Source organism: Streptomyces sp. NPDC057638, from assembly GCF_042800315.1.
Classification (GTDB): domain Bacteria; phylum Actinomycetota; class Actinomycetes; order Streptomycetales; family Streptomycetaceae; genus Streptomyces.
Genome location: NZ_JBHVHF010000048.1, coordinates 1 through 12,931 on the forward strand (window position 1 = coordinate 1; position 12,931 = coordinate 12,931).

Genomic DNA, 12,931 nt, shown 5'->3' on the forward strand with positions numbered 1-12,931 from the left:
CGGAGGCCCACAGCGCCACGGCTCGGCGCCGGCGACACGGCCTCGGGCCGGGGCTGGGCGCCGGCCAAAGCCAAGGGCCAGGGGCAAAAGGGCTCAGAGGCAAAAGGGCTCAGGGGCAAGAGCCAGGGGCAAGGGGCAGGGGCCAGGGACCCCCACCCCTCAAGGCCCTCAGGCGCCGACGACGCCCTCGCGCCGCGCCCGCGCCGCGATCACCTCGTCGTCCGCGGCCCGCTTGAGCTTGCGCTCGGCGACGAAGCCGCCGAAGGGCACCACGGCCAGCAGGAAGTAGAGCGCCGCGGTCTTCAGGTCCCACTTGGTGCGGTTCCAGGAGTCGGCCCAGAACAGGACGTACACGACGAAGAGCAGGCCGTGGATCATGCCGAGCGGGCCGACGGCGTTGAAGTCGGTGGTGCGCTTCAGCACGGAGGCGATCAGCAGCAGGATGAAGGAGACACCCTCCGGCAGGGAGACCAGGCGGAGTCGGTGGAGAGCGGCGGCGGTCTTGATGTCCACGGGAGGCACCTTCGGGGGGAGACGATCTTGTGAATGCGCTCACAAGCGCGGGCCCATTGTCGCAGCCGTCATCCTCCGTCCGGCCGCCGGGGTGCGAAACGGGCCCGTGCGGCTCTGTCCCGTTCCGGCCGGGGCCGGTTACCGTCGCTGGGTGGCAACGTTCCGGCTCCAGGGGAGCAAGGTGCTCGCGGTCGACATGACCGGCGACGCCGTCCGTGCGAAGAACGGGTCGATGGTCGCGTACGACGGCCAGATGGCCTTCAAGAAGCTGACCGGTGGCGGCGAGGGCATCCGGGGCATGGTCACCCGCCGTCTCACCGGGGAGCAGATGACCATGATGGAGGTGAAGGGCCAGGGCACCTGCTTCTTCGCCGACCGCGCCTCCGAGATCAATCTGGTGGCGCTGCGTGGCGAGAAGCTCTACGTCGAGTCGAGCAATCTGCTCTGCGCCGACGGCGCCCTGCGGACCGGTACCAGCTTCACCGGGCTGCGCGGCGGCGCGAGCGGCACGGGACTCTTCACCACCACCGTGGAGGGCACCGGTCAGGCCGCGATCATGTCGGACGGCCAGGCCGTGGTGTTGCGGGTGACCCCCGACTACCCGCTCTCGGTCGACCCCGGCGCCTACGTCGCCCACCAGGGCAGCCTCCGGCAGCACTTCCAGTCCGGGGTCACCTTCCGCACCCTGGCCGGCGAGGGCGGGGGCGAGGCGTTCCAGATCCGGTTCGAGGGTGAGGGGCTCGTCTACGTCCAGCCCAGCGAACGCAACACGGTGGGAGGGGAGGTCTGATGCCGTTCCGCGAGATCAACAGCAGGATGGTGGAGGCCACCCTCGCGCCGGGGCAGCGGATGTTCAGCCAGCGCGGCGCGATGCTCGCCTACACCGGCGAGGTCTCCTTCACCCCGAACCTGACCGGCGGCCAGGGCGGCATCGCCTCGATGATCGGCCGCCGGGTGGCGGGCGAGGCGACCCCGATGATGACGGTGGAGGGCTCGGGCACGGTCCTCTTCGGCCATGGCGGCCACCACATCCAGGTGATCGAGCTGGCCGGTGACACCCTCTGCGTGGAGGCGGACCGGCTGCTCGCCTTCGACGGGGCGCTGGAGCAGGGCACCCTCTTTCTCGGCGCCCAGGGCGGAGTCATGGGCATGGTCCGGGGCCAGGTCAGCGGCCAGGGCCTGTTCACCACCACGCTGCGCGGCCACGGCGCGGTCGCGGTGATGGCGCACGGCGGGGTGATCGAGCTGCCGATCTCGCCGGGACGCGCGGTCCATGTCGACCCGCAGGCGTATGTGGCCCACCACGGCGACGTACGGAACAAGCTCTCGACCGCTATCGGGCTGCGCGATCTGGTGGGGCGCGGCTCGGGCGAGGCGTTCCAGCTCGAACTGAGCGGCAGCGGCATGGTCTATGTCCAGGCATCGGAGGAGAAGCTGTGACCACTCCCGTGATCTTCGACCCGATGACCCTCCCGGGCGATGACAACGTCAATGACTACACCTTCTGTGTGGAACTCAAGGGGAACCAGTGGTTCCTGCAGAAGGGGAAGATGATCGCCTACTACGGGCGGATCGACTTCAACGGCTTCGGCCATGTCGGCTTCGAGCGGCTGCTGAGGTCCTCGTTCCACTCCCCGCTGCACGCCGGGGAGTGGGTGGTCGCGGAGGGCAGCGGCAAGATGCTGCTCGCCGACCGCGCCTTCGACGTCAACTCATACGACCTGGACGAGGGCAATCTGACCATCCGGGCCGGGAACCTGCTGGCCTACCAGCCCTCGCTGGCGCTGAAGCAGTCGATCGTGCCGGGCTTTCTGACGCTGCTGGGTACGGGGAAGTTCGTGGCCGCCTCGAACGGTCCGGTGGTCTTCATGGAACCCCCTATCCGGGTGGATCCGCAGGCCCTGGTCGGCTGGGCGGACTGCCCCTCGCCGTGCCACCACTACGACCACGGCTATATGAGCGGGGTGATGGGCGGGCTGCGGGCGCTGACGGGGATCGGCGGGGCCTCCGGCGAGGAGCACCAGTTCGAGTTCGTGGGGGCGGGGACGGTACTGCTCCAGTCCACCGAGTCCCTGCTGCCCCAGGCGGTGACGGGCGCGACACCGCACGCCGACGGGGCGCCGGGCGGGCATGGCGCACCGGCCCCGGCACCGGGTCAACACGGATCCTCCTCCCGTCTGCCCGGACAGCTGGGAGACCTCCAGCGTCGCTTCGGGCTGTGAGCGGTAGTCTGCGGAGTGTGACGTCGAACGTCTGCGCGCCTGTACGCTGCGCGGACCGTCCGGCCTCCGCGCGCCGCGCCCGTCACGCGCCCCCGCATCGGTGCCGGAGTTCTCAACCAAACTTCGTCCGCTTTTCAACTTCTTAGGTAGAATCCAAATATGGAGACCGAGACGGCCACCCGCTGGCTGACCGATGACGAGCAGCGCACCTGGCGCACCCACCTGGATGTCAGCCGGCTGCTGATGCACCAGCTGGAGAAGGACCTCCAGCCGTTCGGACTGACCAACAACGATTACGAGATCCTGGTCAACCTCTCGGAGTCGGCCGATCAGCGGATGCGGATGAGCGATCTGGCCGCCGCCACGCTCCAGTCGAAGAGCAGGCTCTCGCACCAGATCACCCGGATGGAGAACGCGGGCCTGGTCCGCCGGGAGAACTGCGAGTCGGACCGGCGCGGGCTCTACGCCGTGCTGACCGACCACGGCCAGGCCACCATGCGCAAGGTCGCGCCGCACCATGTCGCCTCCGTGCGCAAGCACTTCATCGACCTGATGACCCCCGAGGCGCTGACCGCCCTGCGTGCCTCGCTCTCCCCGGTCGCCGACCATCTGCGCGGCCGTCGCGGCAAGGGCTGACCGACCCCGCCGGGCGGTCGTCCCCCGTCCCGCCGCCGTCCCCCAGGCGCCACCGCGCCCCGACGGCGACCCGCCCGGACAGCCATCCCACCCCGTACTCCGGGACCCCGCCACGACCGGCCGTCCCCGGGCCGGACCCACCCGCGGTCAGACCCCCGGCAGCCGCAGCTCGAAGAGCGCCCCGCCCTCCGGCGACCGCCGCACGGTGAGCCCACCGCCGTGCCGCCCGGCCACATCCCGGGCGATGGCGAGACCGAGCCCGGCGCCGCCCTCGTCCCGGGTCCGGGCGTCGTCCAGCCGGACGAACCGCTCGAAGATCCGCTCCCGCTCCTCCTCCGGCACCCCGGCGCCGTCGTCGGCGACCCGCAGCACCACGTTCCCCGCCTCACGGCGTACGGAGACGGTGACCGAGGCCCTGGCGTGCCGCTGCGCGTTGTCCAGCAGATTGCCCAGCACCCGCGCCAGCTGGGAGCGCGACCCCTCGACCTCCAGCGCCTGAGGCGCCGTCCCGGGCGAGCCGTCCACCGTGACGGGCATCGCGTCCTGGGCCCGCTGGGAGACCTCCTCGCGCACCAGCGCCCCGAGGTCGATCCGGGTCCGCCCGGCCCGCTCCCCCGCGTCCAGCCGGGCCAGCAGCAGCAGATCGGCCGCGAGCTGCTGAAGCCGTACGGTGTCGGCGACCGCCCCCGGCACATCCAGCAGCTCCGGATGGGCCGCGCCCACCTCCAGCTGGGTGCGGAGCGAGGCGATGGGGCTGCGCAGCTCGTGCGAGGCGTCGGCGACGAACCGCCGCTGCCGCTCCACCGACGCCTCCAGCGCGGCGAGCGTCTCGTTGGTGGTCCGGGCCAGCCGCGCCACCTCGTCCTGCGAGTCCGGTTCCGGCACCCGCCGGGAGAGGTCCTCGGAGTGGGTGATCGCGGCCATCTCGGACCGGATGTCCTCGACCGGCCGCAGCGCCCTGCGGGTGGTCAGCCAGGTCACCCCGCCGACGACCACCAGCAGCACCGGCAGCCCCACCAGCAGCGCGGAGCGCGCGGTCTCGACGGCCTCCCGCTCGGAGGCCAGGGGGGCACCCGCGTAGACGGTGAGGGTGCCCGCGTCCTCGCCGGGCGGGGTCACCTCGACCGCGGCGAAGCGGTAGTCGGCCCGGTCGCCGTCGAAGGTCGCCGTGCCGTCGTGGAGGCGGGCGTCCTTGGTGGAGACCCGGCCCGGCTCGGGGTCGTCGTCGGCCTCGTCGCCGCCCTCGTCATCGTCGGCGTCCCGTTCACCGGCGTTCCGGTCACCGTCGCCGCGTCCGTCCGGCGCGGGGCGGGGCGTCACCTCCGTACTGCCCGTACCGGTGATCGCCTCCAGGCCCTCGCTCGCCCGCCGGACATGACCGTCCTCGTCGACGATCTGGAGCGGGCGGTCCTCGCCGTCGGAGAGGTCGACCGGGCGGCCCGCGGCGATGGCGACGGCCGTCTCCCGGGCGGTGACCTCGGCCTGGAGGCCCGCCTGGTCCTTGAGGCTGGTCTGGAGCGCCCACAGCAGCGCGAGGCCCGCCGCGACCAGGGCCACGGCCACCACGACCGTCGCCCCGAGCGCCGCCTTGGCCCGGACCGAGCGGATCATCCGGCCACCAGCCGGTATCCGGCGCCGCGCACGGTCTGGATGCGGGGCGCGCCGAGCTTGCGGCGCAGGGCGCTGATGTAGACCTCGATGATGTTGGGGTCGCCGTCGTAGGCGAAGTCCCACACATGCTCCAGGATCTGGGCCTTGCTGACGACCTCGCCCGCCCGGACGGCGAGCTGCTCCAGCACGGCGAACTCCTTGGCGGTGAGGGCGACCTCCTGCCCCTCCTCGCCCCGGAAGACCCGGCGGGCGGCGGTGTCCATCCGCAGATCCCCGACCGTGAGCACCGGGGAGGCACCCGCGCGCGCCCGGCGGCGCAGGAGCGCCTTGACCCGGGCGACGAGGACGACATACGAGAACGGCTTGGTCAGATAGTCGTCCGCGCCCGTGTCGAGGCCCTCGGCCTCGTCGTACTCACCGTCCTTGGCGGTGAGCATCAGGATCGGCACCTCGTTCCCGGCGGCGCGCAGGGTGGCGCAGACCCGGTAGCCGTTCATGCCGGGGAGCATGATGTCGAGGATCAGCAGGTCATAGGCGCCCTCGGAGGCCATGTGGAGCCCTTCGAGCCCATCGTGGACGACGTCCACGGCATAGCCCTCGGCGGTCAGTCCCCTGGCGAGGGAGACGGCCAGCCGCCGCTCGTCCTCCACGATCAGCACACGCATGGTTCCCAGGGTCGCAAACCAAGCTGAAGAAGGCTTCAGGTGGCTTCAGGCTGCGTTCAGCATCGCCCGGCGAGATTGGTGGACGTCAAGCCGATGGACCGGAAGGAACCCTCATGAAGCGCAAGATGATCGTCGCGGCGGCCGTGGCGGCGGCCCTGGTGGGCGGCGGCGCCGTCACCGCGGTGGCGGCCTCGGGCGACGACACCCCGCCCGCCTCCAGGATCACCTCCGCCCAGGCCGTGGACGCGGCGCTGAAGAAGGCGGCGGGCACGGTGGAGTCGGTCGACCGCGACGACGACGGCGCGGGCCACTGGGAGGTCGACATCCGGGCCAAGGACGGCCTGGAGCGCGAGGTGCGCGTCGACGCGGGTTCGGGTGAGGTCCTGAAGGTGACGACGGACGACGACACCGACGACCGGGACGACCGGGACGACGACCGCGCTGGCGACCGGGACGACGCGGACGACCGCGACGACACCGACGACCGCGACGGAGACCGTGCCGACGACGCCGACGACCGTGCCGAGCGCGAGGCCGCCGCCTCCGCCGCCGTGAACGCCCAGCGCGCGGAGGCCGCCGCGCTGAAGCTCCAGCCGGGCACCGTGACCGAGGTCGAGTTCGACGACGGCCGCTGGGAGGTCGAGGTGCGCGCCGAGGACGGCGCCGAGCACGACGTCCGGGTCGACGCGAAGACCGCGAAGGCGACCCTCTCCCAGGACGACTGATCCGACCGGGCGCGGCCCACACCCGGGCCGCGCCTCACCGGAAACGGGACCGGACACCGGACCGATCACCGGACCGGACCAGTCACCGGACCGATCACCGGACCGGACCGATCACCAGACCGGTCACCGGCCCTCCCCGCCCTCCCCAGCCGACAGGAAATTCACTCGTGCGAGTGAGTTTCAGATCGCCGCCCGGCCGGATCGGGGGGCGGCCGCTCCGGGAGGGGCCACAGGCCGGCGATCACCCAGCGTCACCGGTGACCGAGGGCCGGGTCACTCCCTCCACCAGACTGTCCGCCGCCCGGTACACATCCAGCTCCCCGCGCGCGACCGACTCCGCCAGCGCGCCCAGCCGCCGGTCCCCGTGCAGATCGCCGATCCGCTCCCGCAGGGCCGTCACCGCGATCGTCTCGATCTCGACGGCCGCCCGGCGACGGCGCCGCTCGGCCAGCACCCCGCGCTCCTCCATCCACGCCCGGTGCTTCTCCAGCGCCTCCACCAGCTCGTCGATGCCCTCCTCGCGTGCGGCGACGGTCCGCACGATGGGGGGCCGCCAGTCGCCGGGGCCACGGGCCTCACCGAGGCCGAGCATGTGGTTCAGCTCGCGCGCGGTGGCGTCGGCGCCGTCGCGGTCGGCCTTGTTCACCACGTACACATCGCCGATCTCCAGGATCCCCGCCTTCGCGGCCTGGATGCCGTCGCCCATCCCCGGCGCCAGCAGCACCACCGAGGTGTCGGCCTGCGCGGCGATCTCCACCTCGGACTGCCCCACCCCGACGGTCTCCACCAGGACCACGTCACAGCCCGCCGCGTCCAGGACCCGGATCGCCTGGGGCGCGGCCCACGCCAGACCGCCCAGATGCCCCCGGGTCGCCATCGAACGGATATAGACACCGGGGTCGGAGGCGTGGTCCGACATCCGGACCCGGTCCCCGAGGAGCGCCCCGCCGGAGAACGGCGAGGAGGGGTCGACGGCGAGCACCCCGACCCGCTTGCCCGCCTTGCGGTAGGCCGTGACCAGGGCGGAGGTCGAGGTGGACTTGCCGACGCCGGGCGAGCCGGTCAGCCCGACCACGTACGCCCGGCCGGTCAGCGGGGCGAGCGCCGCCATCACCTCGCGCAACTGCGGCGAGGCCCCCTCGACCAGGGAGATCAGCCGCGCCACGGCGCGGGGGTGGCCCTCCCGGGCGCGGGAGACCAGCTCGGGCACATCCACCATCACGGCGCTCCTCAACTCAGAGTTCGGTCATGACCGGGACCGGCCGGTCGGGAGTCGGGCGTCGGGAGCGGAACCGGAGTACGGCCGCTCCGCGCGGGGCCGGGCCGGGGCCGGACCGTTCCCGATCAGTCGGGACCCTTCCCACGTCAGCCGCGCCCCATCCGGCCGGGCGTGCCCCAGCGGGTCGGCCCTTCCCCGTCCGGCCCGGCCGGGCCTGAAGCGCGGGAGCGGCCGGACCCGCCCGGTCACGCGCTTCAGACCCGTCACGCGCCGCGGACCGGTCGCACGGCCCGGTCCCGTCACACGGTCCGGTCCCGTCCCGTCCCGTCGCACGGTCCAGTGCCGTCACACGGTCCGGTCCCGTCGCGTGGCTCAGTCCCGGCCCGGGACGCGCACGATCAGCGCGTCGCCCTGCCCGCCGCCGCCGCACAGCGCCGCCGCGCCGACGCCGCCGCCCCGGCGGCGCAGCTCCAGCGCGAGATGGAGCACCAGCCGGGCGCCGGACATGCCGATGGGGTGGCCCAGCGCGATGGCGCCGCCGTTGACGTTCACCTTTTCGGGGGATACCCCGAGATCCTTCATGGACTGCACGGCGACCGCCGCGAACGCCTCGTTGATCTCGATCAGATCGAGGTCGCCGACGGTGATGCCCTCCTTGCCGAGCGCGTGCCGGATGGCGTTCGACGGCTGGGACTGGAGCGAGTTGTCGGGGCCCGCGACGTTGCCGTGGGCGCCGATCTCGGCCAGCCACTCCAGACCGAGTTCCTCCGCCTTGGCCCGGCTCATGACCACGACCGCCGCCGCGCCGTCGGAGATCTGCGAGGAGGTGCCGGCGGTGATGGTGCCGTCCTGGGCGAAGGCGGGGCGCAGCCGGGCCAGCGATTCGACGGTGGTGTCCGGGCGGATGCCCTCGTCGGCGTCGACGACGACCGGATCGCCCTTGCGCTGGGGGATCTCGACCGGGGTGATCTCGGCGTCGAAGAGGCCGTTCTTGCGGGCGGCGGCGGCGCGCTGGTGGGAGAGGGCGGCGAACGCGTCCTGCTCGGCGCGGCCGAGGCCCAGCCGGGTGTTGTGCTTCTCGGTGGACTCGCCCATGGCGATGTTCTCGAAGGCGTCGGTGAGCCCGTCGTACGCCATCGCGTCGAGCATCTCCACCGCCCCGTACTTGAAGCCCGTACGGGACTTGGGCAGCAGGTGCGGCGCGTTGGTCATGGACTCCTGGCCACCCGCGACGACGATGTCGAACTCGCCCGCGCGGATGAGCTGGTCGGCCAGGGCGATGGCGTCGAGCCCGGAGAGACAGACCTTGTTGATCGTGAGCGCGGGCACCCGCATCGGGATCCCGGCCCGGACGGCGGCCTGGCGCGCGGGGATCTGCCCGGCCCCGGCCTGGAGCACCTGCCCCATGATCACATAGTCGACCTGGTCGGGTCCGATCCCGGCCCGGTCCAGCGCCGCCTTGATCGCGACCCCGCCCAGTTCGGCGCCGGAGAACGACGTCAGCGAGCCGAGCAGCCGGCCCATGGGCGTTCTGGCCCCCGCGACGATCACCGAGGTGGTACCGGTCGTTCCTGACATGAGGCTGATCCCCAATCCGGCCCCTGCGGGCCGCGGAGTGAACGAGGGTTTACCTCAAATGTACTGAGCGGTACGGCGCGGGGTCACCGGTGGGCGCGTGTGATCGCGCGCACCTTGCGCGCGCCCCCGTCAGGGCGTTGCACTGGGGGGATGCTGACGCGTATCGATCACATCGGGATCGCCTGCCACGACCTCGACGCGACCGTCGAGTTCTACCGGGCGACCTACGGTTTCGAGGTCCACCACACCGAAGTCAACGAGGAGCAGGGCGTACGGGAGGCCATGCTCAAGATCAACGAGACGTCCGACGGGGGCGCCTCCTATCTCCAGCTGCTCCAGCCCATCCGTGACGACTCCCCCGTCGGTAAATGGCTCGCCAAGAACGGCGAGGGCGTCCACCACATCGCCTTCGGCACCGCCGACGTGGACGCGGACGCGGAGTCGATCCGCGAGAAGGGGGTACGCGTGCTGTACGAGCGGCCGAGGACCGGCTCGATGGGATCCCGGATCACCTTCCTGCACCCCAAGGACTGCCACGGGGTCCTGACCGAACTCGTCACCTCCGCCACGGAGCACTGACCAAGGAGCACTGACCTCCGCATTCCCGGCCCGGTAGAGTGGGCGATTCCGGGCCGGGGCCGGGTCGGGGCCGCACCGCGTCCCCGCGAAGTGATCTGTCACCATTCCCCGGGGGGCCGCTCGCCGGGCGAGCGGTGCTTGTGGAGTCAGTTGCGACCAGGGGACGGATGGGACCGCGCAGTGCGGGGCTACGAACGCCAGGAGAGCCACCGAGCTGACGACGACCACCTCTCGCGGTGGGAAGCCGAGATGGACCGGCTGAAGACCGAGCGGGAGAAGGCCGTCCAGCACGCCGAGGACCTCGGCTACCAGGTCGAGGTATTGCGAGCCAAGCTCCATGAGGCGCGCCGCAACCTCGCCGCCCGCCCCGCGTACGACAGCGCGGACCTGGGCTACCAGGCCGAACAGGCGCTGCGTAACGCCCAGGCGCAGGCCGACCAGATGCGCATGGACGCCGAGCGCGAGCTGCGCGAGGCCCGCGCCCAGACCCAGCGCATCCTCCAGGAGCACGCCGAACACCAGGCCCGGCTCCAGGCCGAGCTGCACACGGAGGCCAACCAGCGCCGCCAGCGGCTCGACCAGGAACTGGCCGAGCGGCGCCGCACCGTCGAGGCGCATGTCAACGAGAACGTGGCCTGGGCCGAGCAGTTGCGCGCCCGCACCGAGTCCCAGGCCCGTCGGCTCCTCGACGAGTCCCGCGCCGAGGCCGAGCAGTCGCTCGCCAAGGCCCGCACCGACGCCGCCCGCGTCGCCGACGAGGCACGACAGCGGCTCGTCGCCGAGGCCGAGGCGGCCCGTGCCGACGCGGAAGCGATCCTGCTGCGGGCCCGCAAGGACGCCGAACGGCTGCTCAACGCCGCCTCCAGCCAGGCCCAGGAGGCCACCAGCCACGCCGAGCGGCTGCGCACCTCCACCGCCGCCGAGACCGAACAGGCCCGTCAGCGGGCCACCGAACTGAGCCGCGCCGCCGACCAGCGCGCCCAGGAGGCCGAGGAGCGGCTGCGCGAGGCACGCGCCGAGGCCGAGAAGGTCCTGGGCGAGGCCAAGGACGCCGCCGCCAAGCAGGTCACGAGCGCCGAGTCCGTCAACGAGCAGCGCACCCGCACCGCCAAGGCCGAGATCGCCCGGCTGGTCGCCGAGGCCACCGGCGACGCGGACGCGCTGCGCGCCGAGGCCGAGCAAGTCCTCGCCGACGCGCGGGACGAGGCCGAGCGGCAGCTCGCCACCGCCGCCGAGACCGCCCGCACGGCCGCCGCCGAGGACGCCGCCGCGACCCTCGCCAAGGCCGCCAGGTCCGCCGAGGAGATCCTCACCAGGGCGTCCGACGACGCCCGGGAGACCACCCGCAAAGCGGGCGAGGAGGCCGAGCGGATCCGTACCGAGGCCGGGGCCGAGGCCGACCGGCTCCGTGGCGAGGCCGCCGAACAGGCCGACCAGCTCAAGGGCGCGGCCAAGGACGACACCAAGGAGTACCGCGCCAAGACCGTCGAACTCCAGGAGGAGGCGCGACGGCTCCGCGGCGAGGCCGAACAGCTGCGCTCGGAGGCGGTCGCGGAGGGCGAGCGGATCCGCTCGGAGGCCCGCCGCGAGGCCGTCCAGCAGATCGAGGAGGCCGCGAGCACCACCGAGGAGCTGCTCACCAAGGCCCGTACCGACGCCGACGAGCTGCGCTCGGCCGCGAACGCGGAGAGCGAGCGGCTGCGCACCGAGGCCGCCGAGCGGGCCACCACCCTGCGGCGCCAGGCCGAGGAGACGCTGGAGCGCACCCGCGCCGAGGCCGAGCAGCTGCGCACCGAGGCCGAGGAGCAGGCCGAGTCGGTCCGTGAGGCCGCCGAGGCCACCGCCGCCGGGCTGCGCCAGGAGACCGAGCGCGCCGTGGCCGCCCGCCAGGAGGAGGCCGCCGAGGAGCTGGCCCGGCTCCAGGCGGACACCGAGTCCCGGCTGTCCGCCGCCGAGGAGACCCTCACCGACGCCCGCACCGAGGGCGAGCGGATCCGCCGGGAGGCCGCCGAGGAGACCGAGCGCGCCCGTACGGAGTCGCACGAGCGTCTCGGTACCCTGCGCGCCCAGGCCGAGGCCGAGGCCGAGCGGCTGCGCACCGAGGCCGCCGCCGACGCCTCCGCCTCCCGCGCCGAGGCGGAGAACGTGGCGGTACGGCTGCGGAGCGACGCCGCCGCGGAGGCCGAGCGGCTGACGACCGAGGCCCAGGAGACAGCGGACCGGCTGCGCGCCGAGGCCGGCGCGGCCGCCGACCGGGTGGGAGCGGAGGCCGCCGAGGCCCTGGCCGCCGCCCAGGAGGAGGCGGTACGCCGCCGCCGGGAGGCCGAGTCGCTGCTGGAGTCGGCGCGCACCGAGGCCGGGCAGGAGCGCGAGAGCGCCCGCGAGCAGAGCGAGGAGCTGCTGGCCTCCGCCCGCAACCGGGTGGAGGAGGCCCAGACCGAGGCCCACCGCCTGGTGGAGGAGGCCGATCAGCGCGCCACCGAGATGGTCACGGCGGCCGAGCAGACGGCCAGGCAGGTGCGCGACTCCGTGGCCGGGCTGCACGAGCAGGCCGAGGAGGAGATCACCGGGCTCCGTTCGGCGGCCGAGCACGCGGCCGAGCGCGCCCGTAGCGAGGCGCAGGAGGAGGCGGACCGGGTCCGCTCCGACGCCCACGCGGAGCGGGAGCGGGCGGCCGAGGACGCGGCGGCCCAGCGGCAGCGCTCCCAGGCGGAGGCCACCGCCGCCGCCGAACTCGCCGAGCGCACGGTCACCGAGGCGAGCGCGCTCGCGGAACGGACCGTCACCGAGGCCACCGAGCTGGCCGAGCGGACCGTCGCCGAGGCGAACACGCTCGCCGAACAGACCGTCACCGAAGCGACCGCCCTCGCCGAACAGACCGTCACCGAGGCCACCGAGCTGGCGGAGAAGAAGGTCGCCGACGCCACCGCCGAGGCCGCCAAGGCCCGTTCGGACGCCTCGGAGTACGCGCAGCGCATGCGTACGGAGGCATCGGACGCGCTCGCCTCGGCCGAGCAGGACGCGGCCCGTACCCGCGCGGACGCCCGGGGCGACGCCAACCGCATCCGCTCCGAGGCCGCCGCCCAGGCGGACCGGCTCGTCGGCGAGGCGGCCGGTGAGGCCGAGCGGATCCGTACCGAGAGCGAACAGGTCCTGGACGAGGCGCGGCAGGCGGCCGACAAG

Annotated in this window: 12 protein-coding genes; 7 read left to right on the forward strand and 5 right to left on the reverse strand. The window is 73.3% G+C overall.

Annotated elements, in window-relative coordinates; all coding sequences use genetic code 11:
• Positions 1 to 168: 168 nt before the first annotated feature.
• A complete protein-coding gene (locus ACFVIM_RS09710) occupies positions 169 to 513 on the reverse strand; it encodes a DUF3817 domain-containing protein (protein ID WP_384300135.1) in 345 nt (114 codons plus the stop codon).
• Positions 514 to 664: 151 nt separating this feature from the next.
• On the opposite strand from ACFVIM_RS09710, the gene ACFVIM_RS09715 reads away from it, so the two are divergent.
• The 4 genes from ACFVIM_RS09715 (at position 665) to ACFVIM_RS09730 (ending at position 3,371) form a co-directional block, all read left to right on the forward strand.
• Entirely contained in the window at positions 665 to 1,303 is a 639-nt protein-coding gene (locus ACFVIM_RS09715) for an AIM24 family protein (RefSeq protein ID WP_384300136.1), read from the forward strand.
• Positions 1,303 to 1,953, forward strand: coding sequence for an AIM24 family protein (locus ACFVIM_RS09720; protein ID WP_384300137.1), 651 nt, complete (start codon positions 1,303 to 1,305; stop codon positions 1,951 to 1,953). The genes ACFVIM_RS09715 and ACFVIM_RS09720 overlap by 1 nt, the downstream gene beginning before the upstream one ends.
• Positions 1,950 to 2,735 (forward strand): AIM24 family protein, encoded by a 786-nt coding sequence (locus ACFVIM_RS09725; protein ID WP_384300138.1) that lies wholly within the window; start codon positions 1,950 to 1,952, stop codon positions 2,733 to 2,735. Before ACFVIM_RS09720 ends, ACFVIM_RS09725 begins: the two co-directional genes overlap by 4 nt.
• 159 nt (positions 2,736 to 2,894) lie before the next feature.
• Positions 2,895 to 3,371, forward strand: a complete 477-nt coding sequence (locus ACFVIM_RS09730; RefSeq protein ID WP_384300139.1) for a MarR family winged helix-turn-helix transcriptional regulator — start codon at positions 2,895 to 2,897, stop codon at positions 3,369 to 3,371.
• A gap of 147 nt (positions 3,372 to 3,518) precedes the next feature.
• Here the strand turns inward: ACFVIM_RS09730 and ACFVIM_RS09735 are convergent, their stop codons facing one another.
• Both ACFVIM_RS09735 and ACFVIM_RS09740 read right to left on the reverse strand, forming a co-directional pair.
• Positions 3,519 to 4,979, reverse strand: a complete 1,461-nt coding sequence (locus ACFVIM_RS09735) for a sensor histidine kinase (RefSeq protein ID WP_384300161.1) — start codon at positions 4,977 to 4,979, stop codon at positions 3,519 to 3,521.
• Complete coding sequence (locus tag ACFVIM_RS09740; RefSeq protein ID WP_384300140.1) at positions 4,979 to 5,647, reverse strand: response regulator transcription factor; 669 nt, start codon at positions 5,645 to 5,647, stop codon at positions 4,979 to 4,981. The genes ACFVIM_RS09735 and ACFVIM_RS09740 overlap by 1 nt, the downstream gene beginning before the upstream one ends.
• A 113-nt stretch (positions 5,648 to 5,760) precedes the next feature.
• Here ACFVIM_RS09740 and ACFVIM_RS09745 point away from each other — a divergent pair, with 113 nt between their 5' ends.
• Positions 5,761 to 6,372 (forward strand): PepSY domain-containing protein, encoded by a 612-nt coding sequence (locus tag ACFVIM_RS09745; protein WP_384300141.1) that lies wholly within the window; start codon positions 5,761 to 5,763, stop codon positions 6,370 to 6,372.
• A gap of 241 nt (positions 6,373 to 6,613) precedes the next feature.
• On the opposite strand, the gene meaB is transcribed toward ACFVIM_RS09745, so the two are convergent.
• Both meaB and ACFVIM_RS09755 read right to left on the reverse strand, forming a co-directional pair.
• Positions 6,614 to 7,591 (reverse strand): methylmalonyl Co-A mutase-associated GTPase MeaB, encoded by a 978-nt coding sequence (meaB, locus tag ACFVIM_RS09750; RefSeq protein WP_384300142.1) that lies wholly within the window; start codon positions 7,589 to 7,591, stop codon positions 6,614 to 6,616.
• Positions 7,592 to 7,963: 372 nt separating this feature from the next.
• Positions 7,964 to 9,169 carry an acetyl-CoA C-acetyltransferase gene (locus ACFVIM_RS09755; protein WP_384300143.1) on the reverse strand — a complete coding sequence of 402 codons (1,206 nt, stop codon included), beginning with the start codon at positions 9,167 to 9,169 and terminating at the stop codon, positions 7,964 to 7,966.
• Positions 9,170 to 9,319: 150 nt separating this feature from the next.
• On the opposite strand from ACFVIM_RS09755, the gene mce reads away from it, so the two are divergent.
• A complete protein-coding gene (mce, locus tag ACFVIM_RS09760; RefSeq protein ID WP_384300144.1) occupies positions 9,320 to 9,748 on the forward strand; it encodes a methylmalonyl-CoA epimerase in 429 nt (142 codons plus the stop codon).
• 180 nt (positions 9,749 to 9,928) lie between these two features.
• A partial coding sequence (gene scy, locus ACFVIM_RS09765; RefSeq protein ID WP_384300145.1) for a polarized growth protein Scy occupies positions 9,929 to 12,931 on the forward strand: 3,003 nt, incomplete at its 3' end.